This is a genomic window from Brucella gallinifaecis, from assembly GCF_006476605.1.
Taxonomy (GTDB): Bacteria; Pseudomonadota; Alphaproteobacteria; order Rhizobiales; family Rhizobiaceae; genus Brucella; species Brucella gallinifaecis.
Genome location: NZ_ML636802.1, coordinates 360,245 through 379,006, shown reverse-complemented (window position 1 = coordinate 379,006; position 18,762 = coordinate 360,245). Strand labels below are relative to the sequence as shown.

Sequence of the window (18,762 nt, the reverse complement as noted above, 5' to 3'; positions counted from 1 at the left end):
ATTCTTGACGCTTTGCCTGTTCGCGGCGATGTTTTCTCATCATGAAAACGATTCTTATTGCAGCAGCCATTGTCCGTGATGAAGCGGGCCGTTTCCTTCTTGTGCGCAAGCGCGGCAGCGAAATTTTCTTCCAGCCCGGAGGCAAGATCGATACGGGTGAAGCGCCTGAAAACGCGCTTATTCGCGAGATCGAGGAGGAGCTTGGCATTGTCATTGATAAAAGCCAGTTGCGCTATGCCGCACGCATGTCTGCGCCCGCTGCCAATGAACAGGATTCAATCGTTGAAGCAGAGCTGTTTCATCTCGCCTTGAAAAAAGGGCAGGTGCCGGCTGCTTCCAGCGAGATTGAAGAGCTGATCTGGGTTGCGGCGGGTGATCAGTCCCGCCCTGTTGCCCTGCTTTCACAAAGCATTCAGGCCCGGTTCGCGGCTATGGCCTGAAATCCTTTATTCGCAGATGAATAGGTTTTTCGTTTGCGCATTTATTATCTTGCTCTTATCAGTCTGTTTGCGCTTATAAAGCATAAAGCATAAAGCATAGGTTCTGGAGGAGATATCCATGCAATTGAAGGCATCCGAAAAACGGACTTTGGGTCGTACTGGTCTGGCTGTGACTGCACTTGGTCTGGGAACAGCGCCTTTGGGTGGGCTTTATGCGCCGGTTTCGCGGGCTGATGCACATGCTTTGCTGGAAGCCGGGTGGGAAAGCGGCATCCGCTATTTCGACAGTGCGCCGATGTATGGCCTTGGCCGTTGCGAGCATTTTCTTGGTGATATGCTGCGTGAAAAGAGCGAACGCGCGGTTGTTTCCACCAAGGTCGGACGCTTGATGACCAACGAACGCGCAGGTCGCACATTGCCGCCGCCACCACCTAAAAATCCGCTTGATTCCGGCTGGCACAATGGTCTTAATTTCCGTGAAGTGTTTGATTACAGCTATGACGGCGTCATGCGCAGTTTCGATGATAGCCAGCAGCGTCTGGGCTTCCCGGAAATCGATCTGCTCTATGTCCATGATATTGGCCGTGTAACCCATGCTGAGCGGCATGAGCTGCACTGGAATGCGCTGACCAAGGGCGGCGGCTTCCGGGCGCTGACCGAATTGCGCGAAGCAGGCAATATCAAGGGCTTTGGCCTTGGTGTGAATGAATGGCAGATCATTCGTGATGCATTGGAAGAAGCCGATCTTGACTGTTCGCTTTTGGCTGGCCGTTATTCACTGCTTGATCAGGCTTCGGAAAAAGAGTTCCTGCCGCTGGCGCAAAAGCGCGGCATGGCGCTGGTGATTGCCGGTGTGTTCAATTCCGGTATTCTTGCAGCACCACGTGGGGTGGAGCAGAAGTTTGATTATGCCGATGCACCTGCCGAAATCATTGCACGTACCAACCGCTTGCATGATATTTGTGAGAGTTTCAATGTGCCGCTTGCTGCGGCTGCCATGCAGTTTCCATTGCGGCATGAAGCGGTCAGCTCGGTTTTGATCGGGGTGCGTTCGCCCGAGCAGATCAGGCAGAATATTGCCTGGTTTGACCAGTCCATCCCGGATGAATTCTGGCAGGCTTTGCATTCTGAAGGCTTAATTTCCTAAGCATGAGGGTCAAGCTCTCTGTGTCCATGCTCTGAGCATGGACACAATTCTTCGTCCTGATGCACATCCCTGTTGCCAGAGGTTTCCTCTGCTTGTTTGGGCAGAGAAGGGCGTGAGCTTAGAACCAGCGCACAGCCTGCGATGATCACGGCAGCACCGGCAAATTGTATCAGTGAGAGCTGCTCTTTCAGGAATACAGCACCCACCAGAACCGCAATCACGGTGACGGCAAATTCCACGCTGATGGCTTTTGTCGGGCCGACATTTCCCACAAGTCGGAAATAAAGCACATAGGTCAGCGCACTCATTACACAGGCTGAAACCAGCAGATAGGTGAAATCGATCAATCCCGGCGTGGTGGGCACGCGAACAGCAAAAATCAGCGGCAAGGTCATAAGGCCGCCAAACACAAAGGCGCCAATGGTGGTTTCCCACGAGCCGGTGGTGGAAAGACGGCGGCTTGCATAATTGCTTCCAAAAGCTGCCGAAAAGCATGAGAAGATTACGGCAATGCAGCCCATTATGAATTCAGGCGTCACGGCCACTGCCGGAAATCCGACCAGCAATACAATGCCGGTAATGCCAAGCACAAGGCCAGCCAATCCCCGTGGGGTAATGCGTTCAAGACCCCATAACTGGCTGATCACCATTGAGAAAAGCGGAATTGACGCAACACAGATTGCAGCCATGGCAGTGCCGATCAGCGGCGTGCCGTAGGAAAGGCCGATCAGCTGACCGGCAACGGTGGTCGCGCCAACAATCGCAAAGGGTTTCCAGCCCGCATGAAAATCCAGACGGCGTTTTGAGAGTTTGGCGATTGCAAACAAGGTTCCCGCTGCGATGAATGAGCGGAAGGCGACCGCGCCGACCCAGCCAAAAGCTTCAACCACGCGCAACACCACGAGGAATGACAGCCCCCATGCTATGGCAAGAAAAATATAGGTGGCGACGTCTCTGGGTTTCATGCCGACAGGCTTTCAAAGTGCTGCTGATTATCGACTACTTCATCGGGATGAAAAGCGAAAATGCATTCATGCTAAAACTCATACTATATTGGAATATTGGAATGAAATTATGCTGTTTTTGCAGCGGCATTATCGAGCGCTTTTTGCGCAGCCGCAGCACCGATATTTGCAAAGAACCGATCCGCAATCTTGCGTGCTACTGAGCCAAGCAGTTTGGAGCCGAGCTGCGCGATCTTGCCGCCTGCATCGCCATTGATGGAATAGCTGAGAATTGTCTCATCACCATCTTCGGTCAGGGTCACATCGGTATCGCCATGGGCAAAGCCTGCAATCGAACCCTCACCACGCCCTGAGATCGTATAGGACGCAGGTGGATTGAGGTTGGAAAGTTCCAGCATTCCATGAAAACGGACTTTGATAATGCCGAGGCTGACTTTTAATGCGGCACGAATTTCTGTGGCTGAAATTCGCTCCAGATCCTCGCATCCGGGAATGCAGCTTTTCAGCGTTTCAATATCATTGAGCGCATCCCAGACGGCCTGCCGGGGGGCGTTGATTCTCTCTTCTCCGGTAAGGTCCATGCTTTGACTCTGCTCCTGATCAATCTAAATTGATGCATATGCATATATGGAACCACATCAAAAGGAAAATTCTGTAATTTAACGGATGCATTTCTCGTTCAAAATGCTCTATGAAGACAATTAAATCGATTTGATTGACTGGAGAACCATCATGGCAAGAGATATAGCGAAGCTCGATGCAACGGTTGCCAAGCTGAAAAAGCATTGGTTGGAATCTGCACCCAAAGACATGCGTGCAGCATTTAAAGCCGATCCGGGCCGTTTTGATCGTTATTCGCTGTCACTTGACGATCTTTTGTTCGATTGGTCCAAGGCTCGCGTCAATGATGAGACAATTGCGCTTCTGACAGAGCTGGCAAAAGCCGCTGATGTTGAAGGTCGCCGCGCAGCCATGTTTGCAGGCGAGCACATCAACAATACCGAAGATCGTGCTGTTTTACATGTAGCCCTTCGCGACACCAGCTCGAAAGAAGTTCTGGTCGATGGCCACAACGTCCTGCCGGATGTGAAGGAAGTGCTTGAGCGTATGGCTGCATTTTCGGACGGTATCAGGTCCGGTTCTGTCACAGGCGCGACGGGTAAGAAGATCACCGACATCGTCAATATCGGCATTGGCGGCTCTGACCTTGGTCCGGTCATGGCAACCATTGCGCTTTCGCCCTATCATGATGGCCCACGCGCCCATTATGTTTCCAACATTGATGGCGCACATATTGCAGATACGTTGAATGTGCTTGATCCGGCAACCACGCTGATCATCGTCGCCTCCAAAACCTTTACCACCATCGAGACCATGACCAACGCGCAGACTGCGCGTAAATGGATTGCGGGAGCTCTGGGCGAGGATGCTGTTGGTGCGCATTTTGCGGCTGTTTCGACTGCACTCGACAAGGTTGCAGCATTCGGTATTGGCGAAGACCGCGTCTTTGGTTTCTGGGATTGGGTTGGCGGTCGCTATTCGGTTTGGTCGGCAATCGGTCTGCCTGTGATGATTGCGATTGGCGCCGACAATTTCCGGAAGTTTCTTGCCGGTGCGCATTCCATGGACGTGCATTTCCGCGATGCACCATTGGAAAAGAACCTGCCCGTCTGGCTTGGTCTTATCGGCTATTGGCACCGTGCAATCTGCAATTATTCGAGCCGCGCAGTCATTCCTTATGATCAGCGTCTGGCGCGAGTTCCAGCCTATCTCCAGCAGCTTGATATGGAATCAAACGGCAAGAGCGTGACGGTTGACGGCACGCCGGTTTCCGGCCCAACTGGTCCGGTTGTGTGGGGTGAACCCGGCACCAATGGCCAGCATGCCTTTTTCCAGCTTCTGCATCAGGGCACGGACACCATTCCGCTCGAATTCATCGTTGCGGCAAAGGGTCATGAAAAGCACCTTGATCACCAGCATGAAATGCTGCTCGCCAATTGTCTGGCGCAGTCAGAAGCCTTGATGAAGGGCCGCACACTGGATGAAGCACGGGCACAGCTTAAAGCCAAAAACCTGCCCGAGGAGGAAGTGGAGCGCATAGCGCCGCATCGCGTGTTCTCCGGCAACCGCCCATCGCTGACGCTCGTGCATGACAAGCTTGATCCGTTTGCATTGGGCCGCCTGATCGCGCTTTATGAGCATCGCGTATTTGTTGAAGCGCAGATTTTCGGCATCAATGCGTTTGATCAATGGGGTGTCGAGCTTGGCAAGGAACTGGCTACCGAGCTGCTGCCAGTTGTTTCGGGGGCAGAATCTGCTGAAGGCAAAGATGCCTCGACAATTGGCCTCGTTGCGCATTTGCATGCACGCCGCAAAGCCTGATATTAAGGCAAATCAATAAGGCAAGCCGGGCGCTATGCCCGGCTTTTTTGTGCATTAAGTGGGAACTGAAATGAAGACCGAGATTATCGAGTTTGCCGGCGATGTACCGGGTAACGCTATCGAGCTGCGTGTATTGCGTTTTGCAGGTAAAACCAGTGATGCGCCAACCGCCTATCTGCAATCATCCTTGCATGGTGGCGAATTGCCGGGACAGGCGGCTTTGCATTTTCTCGTGCCGATGCTCAAAAAGGCGGCTGATGAGGGCCGTATTCTCGGGAACATCACAATTGTCCCGCAGGCCAATCCGATAGGCTCGAACCAGTGGCAGGCGCATCAGCATCTTGGTCGTTTCGAGTTTTTTTCCGCCGTCAATTTCAACCGTGCTTTCCCGCTTTTGCCAGATTTTGATACAAGTGATCTGCCCGGCCCGGATGCACCCGTTGCCCTTGCGCAACGCCTCAAATGCACACTTCTCAAGCTCGCGCTTGAAAACGATATTGTGCTTGATCTTCATTGTGATGATGAAAGCGAAAATTATGTCTATATCGCGAAAGAATTCGTGGAAGACATGAAGGATCTGGCCGTGGCGCTCGGATCAACCGCAATTCTTGCATGGGACACAACCGCGGATGCGGCTTTTGAAGAGGCCTGTGCGCATCCGGTTCTGCAAATGCCAGCGGATCAGCGCAATATGAAGCGTCGCGCCGTGACTACGGTCGAGTTCCGTGGTTTGAGCGATGTTTACGCGGATATGGGCAAGGGCGATGCCGAAGGACTTTATAAATTTCTCGTTCATCGTGGTGTTGTCCGCGATGAAAACGTGAAGCTTGATCTTGATTACAAGGGGCTGGTGACGCCACTTGAAAATGTGGAAATGCTGCGTGCGCCTGAAGGCGGCATGGTGCTTTATCATGTTGCGCCCGGTGATGTGGTGGAAGCCGGTACAAAGCTCGTAACTGTCGTCACAAAGCCGGGCGAGCCAGAAGGCGATATTACGCTCACCGCACCGCAGGCTGGCCGCATTCTGACCCGCCGTACCCTGCGTTATGTCCGCCGTGGTGATGATCTGCTGAAACTGCTTGGCGCAAAGCCATCGGCGGTCAAAAAACGTGCCGGTGCATTAGAGGCATGAGTGCATTGCCAGCTGCCGAAAAACTCAAATCAATCCGTGCCATTCTGCTTGACAAGGATGGCACATTGATTGACTTTGACAGAACATGGTTTGCCGTTTCGTGGAACCTCGCCCAGCGCACTGCCAATGGTGATGAACAGCGTGCACGTTTGCTGCTTGATGCGGGTGGTTATGACTGGGAAGCCTCGAGATTTCGCGCCAATTCAGTTATTGCAGCCGGAACGGTCGAAGACATTGTGCAGCTCTGGCACCCGGATATTGATGAAGCCGGTTTCAAAACCAAAATAGCCGAATTTGATGCCTATACGGTTGCTGAAGGGGCGCGTTCTGCTGTGGCGATTGAAGGTTTGCGCGAAACATTGGAAAGCCTGCGCACGATGGGTTTCATCCTTGGCATTGCCACCAATGATTCCGAGGCCGGTGCACATGCAACGGCAAAGGCTTTAGGCATTGATCATTTCTTTGATGTGGTGATTGGTTACGATACGGCGGCACGTCCGAAGCCCTTTGCTGACCCACTGCTCTATTTTGCGAAAAAAATCGGCCTTGAGCCGGAGGCAATCGCAATGGTGGGCGATAATCTGCATGATCTTGAAACAGCACAGGCTGCAAAAGCGGGGCTTGGCATTGGAGTTTTGTCAGGCAACAGCCCGCGTGCGGCACTGGAGCCGCATGCGGATGTGGTGCTCAATTCCATCGCAGACCTGCCAGACTTGTTCAGATGAACCGAAATGGCCCTCCTGATTAGAGGGCCATCTCTCATTTAGTCGCGTAATTCGCGACGCAAAATCTTGCCGACATTGGTTTTCGGCAAGGCATCGCGGAATTCCACTTCGCGCGGACGCTTGTAATTGGTAAGGCGCTGGGCGCAGAAGAACTTGACGTCTTCTTCTGTCAGGTTCGGGTCGCGCCGCACGACATAGAGCTTCACCACTTCACCGGAATGTTCATTCGGCACACCAACAGCGGCAGATTCGACAATACCCGGATGCTCAGCCGCAACTTCCTCGATTTCATTGGGATAGACATTGAAACCGGAAACAAGGATCATATCCTTTTTGCGGTCCACAATCTTGGTGAAGCCGTTTTCATCCATGAAGCCCATGTCGCCGGTGCGAAAGAAACCATCGGCCATGATTGCATGTGCGGTTTCATCGGGCCGGTTCCAATAGCCCATCATCACCTGTGGGCCGCGTACGCAGATTTCACCCACTTCGCCCAGCGCCAAATCCTTGCCCTCGTCATCGCGGATCGCAATGTCGGTTGAAGGCATGGGCAGGCCGATTGTGCCGCTGAATTCTGTCGCATCAAGTGCATTGGCAGATGCGACTGGTGAGGTTTCCGAAAGTCCATAGCCTTCCGTAATATGGCAACCCGTCATTTCCTGCCAGCGTTCGGCAATCGGGCGCTGAACCGCCATGCCGCCACCAAGGGTGAGCACCAGTGGTTTGAAATTCAGCGCTTTGAAATCCTCATTATTCATCAAAGCGTTAAACAGCGTGTTGAGACCCGGAAAAATGTGGAACGGATATTTCTGCAACTCTTTTACAAAGGCTGGAATATCGCGCGGGTTCGGTATCAGAATATTGCGTGCTCCCAGTTTTAGCCCGATCATCGCATTCACAGTGAGCGCAAAAATATGATAAAGGGGCAGGGCGCAAACGAAGTTAAGCTCCTTTGGTTTGCCCTTGTTCTGGAATGCCACATCCATCCATAGTTGCATCTGTTCGACATTGGCCAGAATATTGGAATGGCTGAGCATCGCGCCTTTGGAAACGCCGGTTGTGCCGCCTGTATATTGCAGAAATGCAAGGTCGGAACTATCGACCGGAACCGGATTGAAAGACTTGGCTTTTCCCTGCGTGAGAGCGTCCTTGAAGCGGACATGACCCGGAATAGTCCATTCCGGCACCAGTTTCTTGATCTTGCGCACCACCAGATTAATGATATGGCCTTTGAAACCATGCATGTCGCCCATGGACGCGACAATGATGTTGGGCACATGGATTGATGGGAGGGACTTTTGCACCGTTGAGGCAAAATTTTCGAGCACGATCAGGGCCTGCGCACCTGAATCGTTCAATTGATGCTGTAACTCACGCGGTGTGTAGAGCGGGTTAACATTCACGACCACGAAACCAGCGCGCAGGATCGCTACAATTGCTACCGGATATTGCAGGATATTGGGCATCATGATCGCAACGCGATCACCCTTCACAAGTCCGCGCGATTGCAGCCATGCAGCAAGCATGCGCGATTGCTCATCAAGCTCTTTATAGGACAAATCCTTGCCCATACATGTAAAGGCTGGCTTGTCGGCAAACTGGCGGCACGCATTGGCAATCATGTCGCCAATCGAAGTGGCTTTGCTCAGATCAATCTCATGCGGGACGCTTTTGGGATAGGATTTGAGCCAGATTTTGTCCTGTGCAGCAGCGTTTCTGGTTGTCTTGCGCGATGTGGGTTTTGCTTCGGTTGCTTTTTTTGCCATGCTTTCTCCCCGGATTGCTCCGTCCTTTGTTTGAGCAGCCAACCCGCCACCCGTCTCCCAATATTGCCTGCTCCCGAAAAACGGGCAGATACTCCTCAATGCTGAATGTGGTCGACTTTCGTCTTAATCGCAAGAGTTACATTAACGTAAGCGTAAATTAAAAAATATTTGCAATATGCGTCTGTTTGATGAAGCCGGGCGGACACTCCTGTGACAGGAGCTGTCAATAATGATTTATATACTCAATTTGCAATGCGATATATGGTCGGGATGCGGTTTCGATCCTGCCCCTGAGGCATGACTTAATCAATCTGCGCGTGTTCAATGTGCATGGATATTATCATGGCCTTGACTGCTTTTGTGCCTGAATCGAGCAGGTTGAAACTTTTTTCGCTTCTAAGCCACTCATTCAACAGCCCACCAAGCAGAGCCAGCAGAATTTGCGCGGCCATGCTGGAATTCCATTCTTTGGACAATTCTCCGCGGCGTTCGGCAACTTCAATTAGCGCTGTGAAAAGAGACAGCACATTTGCACGGGTTTCTTTCAAATGTTCTGTAAGATGGGCAACGTCACCAACATATTCGCAGCGCTGATGAATGATTGTAAATACATTTTGTTGACGTTCATCGGTTGAAAAAAGTTCAAGGGCAGTTAAAATTGATTGTTCAAGGATATGAAGAGGGTTTGGATGGTCACATGCTGCTGCTTGGCGCATGATTTCTTCATGCGGGAAGCATGTGCGGTTTAATATAGCTTGAAAAATATCAAGTTTATCGCGAAAATGAAAATAGATCGCGCCACGCGTGACGCCAGCATGGCATGCGATTTCCATTAATGTGGACTGTTTAACGCCGCGTTCAAGAAATACTTGCTCGGCAGCAGTCAGTATAGCATCGCGTGTTGCTGCGGCCTCGGCCTTGGTTCTTCGCATTCCGGTTCTTTCAGTATTCCAGCAATAAGCGCATGTTCAAAATAAACGGACTTCTGTTCACAATCGGAATAACGCATTCGTGATGTGCCACATTATATGATTGACTATAACAGGGTAATTCGTATTTACAAACATTGGTGTATGTTTATTCGGCCGCACCGTACGACATCAAGGGCAACTCCCATTATGACAATGACCAGTTCCATCCGGGTTTTTGCGGCAAGTGCTGCATTCCTCATTCTTGCAGGACAATCTGCACTTGCGCAGGCACCGGGTGGTGCTACGCCTCCGCCTCCGCCTGTTACTGTGACACAAATCAAGACCGAGAGTATCGAGGTTCCATATGAATATGCGGCTCGCGTCAGCGCGTTTCGTGATGTTCAGGTCCGTGCACGTGTTGGCGGTATTCTTCTGCATCGTAACTTCGTAGAAGGTTCGGTCGTCAAGGCGGGGGATTTGCTGTTTGAGATTGATCCGGCACCTTATGAGGCTGAGTTTGCGCGTGCGCAGGCACAGGTCGCCCAGGCTGAAGCGCAGTATCAGCAGTCGATCCGCGATGCGGATCGCGCAGAACAGCTTGTTCAGCAAAAGGTACAAAGTGCTGCGGCACGCGATACGGCTTTTGCAACCCGCGATCTGAACAAGGCCGCTGTAGCGGCTGCCAAGGCGCAGTTGCGCACGGCAGAACTTAATCTCAGCTATACCAAGGTAACGGCACCTATCAGCGGTATCACCAGTCAGGAACAGGTCTCGGAAGGCAGCCTTATTGGTACTGACGCTGCCTCGAGCCTTTTGACGTCGATTACCCAGATTGATCCCGTCTATGTCAATTTCTCTTTCACCGACTCGGAAGCCGCTGAAATTCGCAAATTGCGTGAGGCCCGTGCTGCGACAGGTCAGGATACGGATAGTCTGCGCATCAAAATCCTGTTCGGTGATGATCAGGCCTATGATCATGAAGGAACAATTGATTTCACGTCATCATCCCTTGATACGGAAACCGGGACGCTTGGTGTTCGTGCCGTGGTAGACAATCCTGAACAGCGTCTTATTCCCGGTCAGTTTGTCCGGGCCAATATTCTGGGCGTCACCATCGACAATGCGATACTGGTTCCCAAGGAGGCGCTTATGCAGACTCCGCAAGGTCAGTTTGTCTATGTCGTGAATAAGGATAATATTGCGGAAGTGCGTCCGATCAAGATCGCGCGTGAACTCACCGACTCATGGCTGGTGAGTGAAGGCCTGCAGCCCGGCGACCGTGTTATCACCGAAGGTGTGATCAAGGCCGCACCGGGTAAGGCAGTCCAGCCGGTTGAGGCGAAAGCCGCAAATGAAGCCGGCACAGATGCCGGTAAAGAACAGGCGGCAGACAAGCAATGAACAGGTTCTTTGTCGACCGTCCGGTTTTTGCGGCGGTCATTTCCATCATCATTGTGCTGGCAGGCCTCATTTCGATGCGGATTCTGCCTGTTGCACAATATCCCGAGTTGACGCCGCCACAGGTGGTTGTCAGTGCGACCTATCCGGGCGCCAGTGCTGAAACGGTGACACAAACTGTTGCAGCGCCGCTTGAGCAGCAGGTCAATGGCGTCGAGAACATGCTTTATATGCAGTCCTCGAGCCTTGGCAGCGGCACCATGCAGCTGACCGTAACCTTCGCGCTGGGTACGGACCCGGATCAGGCGACGATTAACGTCAATAACCGTGTGCAGCGTGCAACCTCGTCGCTCCCACAGGAAGTGCAACGTCTTGGCGTCACCGTCGACAAGCGTTCCAGCACCATTCTCGGCATGGTGGCGATGTTCTCCACCAGCGATCGTTATGACCGTACTTATGTCGGCAACTATGCGATCCTGAACGTTATTGATGACCTCAAGCGTTTGCCGGGTGTGGGCGATGTCCAGATTCTTGGTAATATTGAATATTCGATGCGTATCTGGCTGCGCCCGGACAAGCTTGCACAATATAATCTGACACCATCAGATGTTCAGACGGCTATTCAGGAACAGAATGCACAATTTGCCGCCGGTCGTTTTGGCGATCAGCCTGACTCACTGGCCGGACCGTTTACCTATACGGCAACCACGCAGGGTCGTCTGCCGGATGCGAGTGCATTTGAAAATATTATCCTGCGTTCTGATAAGAATGCGGCGACACTCCTTCTCAAGGACATTGCACGCGTTGAGCTGGGTACGGAAAGCTATCTGGTTGACAGTGCGCTCAATGGTACGCCTGCTGTTCCTATTGCGATCTATCTTCAGCCCGGAGCAAACGCGCTCAACACAATGGAGCTGATTGAGCACCGCATGACGGAACTCAAGGCCAGCTTCCCTGAAGGCATTGATTATTCGGTTCCGTTTGACACCACCAAATTCATCAAGGTGTCGGTGGAAGAAGTGATCCACACTTTCATCGAGGCGATTATCCTCGTTGTTCTTGTGGTCTTCATCTTCCTTCAGAACTGGCGTGCAACACTTATTCCGGTCATCGCGGTTCCGATCTCGATTATTGGTACCTTTGCAGGCATGTATGTGCTTGGCTTCTCTATCAACCTGCTGACATTGTTCGGTCTGGTTCTGGCGATTGGTATCGTGGTGGATGATGCTATCGTGGTGCTGGAAAACGTCGAACGCATCATGACGACCGAGAAATTGCCGCCTCGCGAAGCTGCGATCAAGGCAATGGGCGAAGTGACTGGCCCGGTTATCGCAATTGTTCTGGTGCTCTGTGCGGTGTTTATTCCGGTCGCCTTCATGGGCGGTCTGGTCGGCGAAATGTATAAGCAGTTTGCTGTTACCATTGCGATATCTGTAACGATTTCGGGTGTCGTGGCTCTGACGCTGACGCCTGCACTCTGCGCATTGATCCTCAAACCCGGCCATCATGAGCCGATGCTGCCATTCCGTATTTTCAACCGTTTCTTTGATCGGGTGACAAGCGGTTATACAACCGGCGTGCGCTTCCTTCTCAAGCGTGCTTCGATTGGCCTGTTGATTTTTGCCGGCATTCTGGGTGGTACATATTATCTGTTTGAAAAAGTACCGGGTTCGCTGTTGCCGGATGAAGATCAGGGCTTTTTGTTCAGTGTGGCTGTGCTGCCTCCTGCCGCATCGCTGGATCGTACAAGTGCTGTTCTGCATGAGGCGAGCAACAATATCCGCAAGCATCCAGCCATTGAGAGCGTGTTTGAGGTTGCTGGTTTTGATCTGCTTTCGGGCGGTCTGAAAACCAGTGCCGGCACAATGTTCATCATGCTCAAAGACTGGAAAGAACGCACAACGCCTGATGTCGATGCGCGTAATCTTCCCGGTGCGATCATGGGCATGAATGCGGGCATTCAGGATGGTATGGTGCTGGCATTCAACCCGCCGCCAATTCTGGGGCTTAGCACGACGGGCGGTTTTGAACTTTATGTGCAGGATCGTACGGGCGGTGGTGTTCAGTCTTTGACCAATGCGACCAATCTTCTGGTTGAAGCTGCGAACAAGCGCCCTGAGCTTGCAGGCGTTCGCACAACCTTCGACCCGAATGTGCCGCAATATGACATTGAGCTTGATCGTCAGAAAGCCAAGGCCATGGGTGTGCCGATTAATTCGGTGTTCACGGCCATGCAGGCGACATTCGGCAGTGTTTATGTCAATGACTTCACGCTTTATGGCCGTAACTATCAGGTCAACTTGCAGTCGGAAGCAGAATTCCGCCGCGATCCAAGTGATCTCAAACATGTGTTTGTGCGTGCGGATTCCGGCAGCATGATTCCATTGAATGCACTGGTGACGGTCAAGCGTATTGTTGGCCCCGATCAGCTTGAGCGTTTCAATGCGTTTAATGCGGCCAAGGTCACGGGTAATCCGGCGCCGGGCTACACTTCGGGCGAGGCTATCAAAGCCATGCAGGAAGTGGCCGCAGACGTTCTGCCGCAGGGTTTCCAGATTGCCTGGACGGGTTCAGCCTATCAGGAAGTCTCGACAAGCGGCAGTGGCACACAGGCCATGATCTTTGGCTTGATCATGGTGTTCCTGATCCTTGCTGCCCAGTATGAGCGCTGGAGCCTGCCGCTGGCTGTTATCACGGCTGTGCCATTCGCTATCTTTGGTGCACTTCTTGCAACCTATCTGCGTGGTCTGACCAATGATGTCTACTTCCAGATTGGTATGGTGACGCTGATAGGTCTTGCGGCGAAGAATGCGATTCTGATCGTCGAATTTGCCGTCTTGCAACGCGAAGAGGGAAAATCGGCAATTGAGGCTGCTGCCGAAGCTGCACGCTTGCGTTTCCGCCCGATTGTGATGACGTCGCTGGCGTTTATCCTTGGTGTGGTTCCGCTGGCAATCAGCACGGGTGCGGGTTCAGCAAGCCGTCACTCAATCGGTACTGGCGTTATCGGTGGTATGTTGGTTGCAACTTTTGTCGCGACCTTCTTCATCCCGATGTTCTATAGCCTGATTGCACGCAAGCCGCCTAAGAAGCGCCCGAATGATGTCGCTGTAGCACCGGCCGCAACCGGTGAAGGCAACGGCTCGACGCAGTAAAAAAAGATCCCCGGGCATGAACATGGCAAGCCCGGGGAAACTCTTGCATAGATGTAAAAGCATTGATGTAAAAAGCCCCGCTCATGGAGCGGGGCTTTGTTTTATTGATACAAAATTTCAGAAACAAATTTTAAAAATGGGCCATTATTCCCTGAGCTATTGCCCAAAGGATGATTGCCGCTGGAACTGTAAGGCACGCCAGAAATATCCCGAAGAATACATATGTGGCTTCGTGTGGTGAGCGCTGTGCCTTTGCAGGAGTTTTGTGCCAATGAGTACTGATGCCCTGGTACATGAATAATTCCTCCTTCTCCTCATTTTTTATTATCAGTGAAAAGAAAAAATCTACAAGAGGCAATAAATCTCTGGAAATATTTATAATATATGGTAGAAGCGACCTGAATTTTCGGATATATGACAATTTATGTGCTGATGAATTTAATGAATTGCCATTCAATATTATGATTTTAAATAATTTTACTTTAATACTGTAAGTATCGAAAAGTCGATCATTTCAATAATGACTGAAAATTCAGCTGGAACCGCGAATTGCCATGCGACAAAATGGCACGCATACCGCTTGTCGAAACAGCTGATGGGTTGAAAAGAAAGACAAGGTCTTTTGATTCAATAAAAACTGTTTGGAAAATAGCGCAGATAAAGCTCGGTCAGTTTTCCCTGCTGTTGCAGGGATTGAAGCGCGTGGTTGAAGGCGCTTGCAAGGGCTGCGTCCTTGTGCGCGACGGCGATGCTCAGGCCTGATCCCAGATATTGCGGTGCGAGATAAGGCCCGCCTGCAAATGCGCAGCAATCATTTGCTTCATCACTTGCGAGCCAGAACGATAGGGTCATTCCATCGTCAAATGCTGCGATAATTTCATCCTTTTGCAGGGCTTGTAGCAGCTTTTCTCTGTCAGGATAGGCTTTTGCAACAGCGTCAGGGAAATAAGTCTTCAGCACTTGTTCATGCGCTGTGTCGCTTATGACACCGACATTTTTGCCTTTGGTTGCAACAGCAGCTCTATCAGTGAAGCCACTTGTCTTTTTTGTCATGAAACGGGCTGGCAGACGCAGATAGGGTTGTGTGAACAGAAACTTCTCGCGATTTTGCGCATTGATGCTCAAGCCTGCAATAATGGCTTCAGCCTCACCATTTTCCAGTTTGGAGATAATCTCGTTCCATGGCGCTGCCTCAATCTGGCAAATGTCGTTTAATTTCATCTGATCGCAAAGCGCCTTGGCAAGGTCCACATTGTAACCTGAAAGCTGCCCCGCATTGTTGAGAGCATTGAAAGGCGGGAAATCGAGCGTGGTGATAAAGCGCAGTCTGTCCATTCCCCGTAAGGATGGCAAGGCCAGCCGTTCTTTGGGGTTAAAAAACGCAGGAAACTGGGGCAGGTTCTGGGTGCTGGCAGGCAGGCATGCCGAAAGCCAGAACATTATAAACGCTGCACTGAAAAGATGTGGTCTCATTGCATTTTATCTTGAGCTCTATCTTATAAGATAGCGTTAATATGAGCTGGTAGAAACACAGGATGCATGAAACTTTGATCGCATTCATTGAGATTAAAATATACTGCAAAAACACTTTTAAAAATGAAATTATCTAGCGATTATAATAATTTAGATTAAATTGATTTTAATTTTGCATTTTATGTATTAAACACTAATAAACAAGTGTTTTACAATATTGTTAATAATAATGTTTGTATTTTTTATTTGATAGTCTAGATTGATTTTAGCTATATAAATACAAATGCACTAATTTAGTGCAAAATAAATTTGCAATTCAATAATAAACAATAAAATAAGTTCAGTAGTAGTGCGGGGGTACTATGAGTGACGGATCGAATATATTCGATCTGGGGGTATGCACAGCCATATCTGCCAGATTGGCGCAACGCGGTGTGTCGCGTGATTGCCTTAAAAGAGCTTATGAAGCTGCGAAAACAAACGGTACCAGTTTTTCGCAAGAAATTTTGCATATGCCAGCTGTTTCGGAGACGCTGCTTTTTCAGGCAATTGCGGATTATCTTGAACTTTCATTCACAGAAGAGATTCTCCCGTCACGAATATTTGTTTCTGGAGAAGAAACGCTATCAATTCTGGCTGAAGCGCGTGAAGTGATGGTACTGGGGCAGGATGGTGCCAGTCAGCTTTATCTTGCACCCAGTGAACAGCGGATTGGCAGGCTTGCCGAGCATCTGCGTCAATCACCTCAATTACGCAGCCGCATAAGGATTTGCACGCCCTCTCTTCTGAGGAAAATTTTGCAGCAACGCCACCAGAGGGAACTGATTTCGCGTGCGCATTCCATGACGCCGCAATTCTTCTCCGCATCCCGGGTTCTGAATACGCCGCAGGCATTCATGATCGCAATGGGGCTTTATGCTTTTGTTGTTTGTATCGTGAACTGGCCAACAAAAACAATGCTGATGCTTCATGCTTGCGTGACGTTATTCTTTTTTGGGTGCGTGCTCATTAGATTATTTGCTGCAGCGTCCAGTCGTCGGCTTCAATTGACGAAGATACGGGCATATAACAAGAGTGACATGCCTGTTTATTCAGTTCTTGTTCCGCTTTATCGTGAACAGGCCGTTGTGGGACAGCTTGTTGCGGCCCTTGATCAGTTGAATTGGCCACGCAGCAAACTGGATATCAAGCTGGTTTGTGAGAAAGACGACTTTGATACGATTGCGGCCCTGCGCAGCAGGAAATTACCGCGCAATTTCGAGCTTGTCCTGGTTCCTTCAGGGGGGCCGAGAACAAAACCAAAAGCGTTGAATTATGCATTGCAGTTCACCCGTGGTGAGTTTGTTGCGATTTTTGACGCCGAGGACCGGCCACACCCGGATCAACTTCTGGAAGCATGGCAGAAATTTGAACGTGATGGCATGGCGCTTGCCTGCGTTCAGGCGCCACTCATTATTGGCAATTTCCGGGAAAATCTGCTGACCCGTATGTTTGCATTTGAATATGCAACGCTTTTCCGTGGGCTTTTACCATGGCTTGCATCGCAGGGGCTGGTTATTCCGCTGGGTGGCACATCCAATCATTTTCGCCGCTCATCTCTGGATGAGGTTGGCGGATGGGATGCATATAATGTCACAGAAGACGCGGATCTTGGCTTGCGGCTGGCACGTTTTGGTTATCGGGTTGATGTGATCAGCCGGGGCACGATTGAAGATGCGCCCAGCGATTACAGTGTCTGGAACAAGCAGAGGACACGCTGGATAAAAGGCTGGATGCAGACATGGCTTGTGCATGGGCGCAATCCCTATGCGGCATCGCGTGAACTGGGCTGGTGGCGGTTTACCATCAACCAGATCTATATGCTGGGCATTATAGGCTCGGCGCTTTTGCATATTTTCATGCTTATGACCATAGCGCTACTGCTTGCCAGCATGATGTTCGCTCCGCTTACGACTGATAATCTGTGGCTGCTGCGCATTGATGCGCTGAATATCCTGCTTGCCTATCTGAGCTTTTATGTCCTTGGGCTTAAAACCATGGAGCCGACTGAGCTGGGCGGCTATTTTTATATTCTGGCCATTCCGGTATATTGGGTGTTGATATCTGTGTCCGCATGGCGGGCATTGTGGCAGCTGGTGCGAAGACCACATCTGTGGGAGAAAACACCGCACCAGCCAAGTCTGTTTTATGTACCGGAAGAAGAGAGCGTCTCCGTGCTGGATGCAAGAAATTCAGCGCCCCGACCAATAATGGACTGATCTTCCGGCCCTATCGCTTCGAGATTGCGATCTTCATAGGGCAAGGTTAGCAGGACGCGTCGGATGGCTGCAAGCCGGGCGCGTCTTTTGTCGTTGGAACGGATGATGGTCCATGGCGCATAACCGGTATCGGTTCGCGTCAGCATGGTTTGCAGCGCCGCTGAATAATCATCCCAGCGCGAAATTCCGGCCACGTCCATGGGCGAAAATTTCCAGCTCTTGAGCGGGCTGTGGCGGCGTTCATGAAAGCGCTTGAGCTGCATTTCCTGGCCAATATCCAGCCAGAACTTGAACAGATGAATGCCTTCTGTCACCACCATGCGTTCAAAATCAGGGGTCTCTGTCAGGAAGATTTCAAGCTGTTGCGGCGTGCAGAAACCCATGACGCGCTCGACACCTGCACGATTATACCAGGAACGGTCGAAAGTGACGAATTCACCTGAAGTCGGAAAGTGCTGAGCATAGCGCTGGAAGTACCATTGGCCGCGTTCGGTTTCGGTGGGTTTTGGCAAGGCGACATTGCGTGCTGTGCGCGGGTTCATGAATTGGCGAAGGGTGAAAATCGTACCGCCCTTGCCGGCAGCGTCGCGTCCCTCGAAAACGCAGATCACACGCCCGCCTGTGTTCTGAAGCCAATATTGCAGCTTCACCAGCTCAATCTGCAACCGTTCCAGCGTTTCCTCATAATCCTTGGTCTTCATTTTTTCAGGATAGGGATAGCCGCCCGATTGCAGCGCATTATCTTCGATCCAGTCTCGCAGCTTCGGATCATTGATATCGAATTTTTGCGTTTTGCCGCCAATCTTCAGCTTGATGGGCTTGATGAGGTCTTTGTCTGCATTCTTTTTGTTAGCTGTCTTTGAACTGTCACCCACTGCAAGCTCCTTTGGTCTATAGATAATGGCATGTTTCAAATCATGCCCATAGATGTTGTTTACATGATATGGGCTGTTTGTGACGGACGTAAAGGACGCAGCACTGGATTTCGCACTGGCCGCGCTTCAGGGCAC

At 51.0% G+C, this 18,762-nt stretch carries 14 protein-coding genes; 8 read left to right on the top strand and 6 right to left on the bottom strand.

Going from position 1 to position 18,762, the window contains the following annotated elements; translation table 11 throughout:
• Positions 1-41: 41 nt before the first annotated feature.
• Both FHY56_RS06435 and FHY56_RS06430 read left to right on the top strand, forming a co-directional pair.
• The gene (locus tag FHY56_RS06435; protein WP_140904335.1) at positions 42-440 is read left to right on the top strand and encodes an NUDIX hydrolase; all 399 of its coding nucleotides are present in this window, start codon (positions 42-44) and stop codon (positions 438-440) included.
• Between the two features lie 118 nt (positions 441-558).
• A complete protein-coding gene (locus tag FHY56_RS06430) occupies positions 559-1,587 on the top strand; it encodes an aldo/keto reductase (RefSeq protein ID WP_140904334.1) in 1,029 nt (342 codons plus the stop codon).
• Here the strand turns inward: FHY56_RS06430 and FHY56_RS06425 are convergent.
• On the bottom strand, positions 1,584-2,552 hold the full coding sequence (locus tag FHY56_RS06425; protein WP_140904333.1) for a DMT family transporter: 969 nt from the start codon (positions 2,550-2,552) through the stop codon (positions 1,584-1,586). The two genes, FHY56_RS06430 and FHY56_RS06425, sit on opposite strands and share 4 nt — an antisense overlap.
• A gap of 107 nt (positions 2,553-2,659) precedes the next feature.
• Complete coding sequence (locus FHY56_RS06420) at positions 2,660-3,133, bottom strand: SRPBCC family protein (protein ID WP_140904332.1); 474 nt, start codon at positions 3,131-3,133, stop codon at positions 2,660-2,662.
• Between the two features lie 151 nt (positions 3,134-3,284).
• On the opposite strand from FHY56_RS06420, the gene pgi reads away from it, so the two are divergent.
• The 3 genes from pgi to FHY56_RS06405 all read left to right on the top strand — a co-directional run bounded on the left by pgi (position 3,285) and on the right by FHY56_RS06405 (position 6,791).
• Positions 3,285-4,934, top strand: a complete 1,650-nt coding sequence (gene pgi / locus FHY56_RS06415; protein ID WP_140904331.1) for a glucose-6-phosphate isomerase — start codon at positions 3,285-3,287, stop codon at positions 4,932-4,934.
• 70 nt (positions 4,935-5,004) lie between these two features.
• Positions 5,005-6,066 carry a M14 family metallopeptidase gene (locus FHY56_RS06410; RefSeq protein WP_140904330.1) on the top strand — a complete coding sequence of 354 codons (1,062 nt, stop codon included), beginning with the start codon at positions 5,005-5,007 and terminating at the stop codon, positions 6,064-6,066.
• The gene (locus FHY56_RS06405) at positions 6,063-6,791 is read left to right on the top strand and encodes an HAD family hydrolase (RefSeq protein ID WP_140904329.1); all 729 of its coding nucleotides are present in this window, start codon (positions 6,063-6,065) and stop codon (positions 6,789-6,791) included. Before FHY56_RS06410 ends, FHY56_RS06405 begins: the two co-directional genes overlap by 4 nt.
• A 38-nt stretch (positions 6,792-6,829) precedes the next feature.
• Here the strand turns inward: FHY56_RS06405 and FHY56_RS06400 are convergent, their stop codons facing one another.
• The gene (locus FHY56_RS06400) at positions 6,830-8,557 is read right to left on the bottom strand and encodes a long-chain fatty acid--CoA ligase (RefSeq protein ID WP_193556766.1); all 1,728 of its coding nucleotides are present in this window, start codon (positions 8,555-8,557) and stop codon (positions 6,830-6,832) included.
• Positions 8,558-8,859: 302 nt separating this feature from the next.
• Entirely contained in the window at positions 8,860-9,489 is a 630-nt protein-coding gene (locus FHY56_RS06395; protein WP_140904328.1) for a TetR family transcriptional regulator, read from the bottom strand.
• Between the two features lie 186 nt (positions 9,490-9,675).
• Here FHY56_RS06395 and FHY56_RS06390 point away from each other — a divergent pair, with 186 nt between their 5' ends.
• Together FHY56_RS06390 and FHY56_RS06385 are read left to right on the top strand one after the other, a co-directional pair.
• Positions 9,676-10,869 (top strand): efflux RND transporter periplasmic adaptor subunit, encoded by a 1,194-nt coding sequence (locus FHY56_RS06390; RefSeq protein WP_140904327.1) that lies wholly within the window; start codon positions 9,676-9,678, stop codon positions 10,867-10,869.
• Entirely contained in the window at positions 10,866-14,021 is a 3,156-nt protein-coding gene (locus FHY56_RS06385; protein WP_140904326.1) for an efflux RND transporter permease subunit, read from the top strand. The genes FHY56_RS06390 and FHY56_RS06385 overlap by 4 nt, the downstream gene beginning before the upstream one ends.
• Before the next feature lie 627 nt (positions 14,022-14,648).
• On the opposite strand, the gene FHY56_RS06375 is transcribed toward FHY56_RS06385, so the two are convergent.
• The gene (locus FHY56_RS06375; protein WP_140904324.1) at positions 14,649-15,494 is read right to left on the bottom strand and encodes a transporter substrate-binding domain-containing protein; all 846 of its coding nucleotides are present in this window, start codon (positions 15,492-15,494) and stop codon (positions 14,649-14,651) included.
• A gap of 362 nt (positions 15,495-15,856) precedes the next feature.
• Here FHY56_RS06375 and FHY56_RS06370 point away from each other — a divergent pair, with 362 nt between their 5' ends.
• The gene (locus FHY56_RS06370) at positions 15,857-17,752 is read left to right on the top strand and encodes a glycosyltransferase family 2 protein (RefSeq protein ID WP_140904323.1); all 1,896 of its coding nucleotides are present in this window, start codon (positions 15,857-15,859) and stop codon (positions 17,750-17,752) included.
• On the opposite strand, the gene ppk2 is transcribed toward FHY56_RS06370, so the two are convergent.
• Complete coding sequence (gene ppk2 / locus FHY56_RS06365) at positions 17,680-18,627, bottom strand: polyphosphate kinase 2 (protein WP_140904322.1); 948 nt, start codon at positions 18,625-18,627, stop codon at positions 17,680-17,682. The two genes, FHY56_RS06370 and ppk2, sit on opposite strands and share 73 nt — an antisense overlap.
• Between the last annotated feature and the right edge of the window lie 135 nt (positions 18,628-18,762).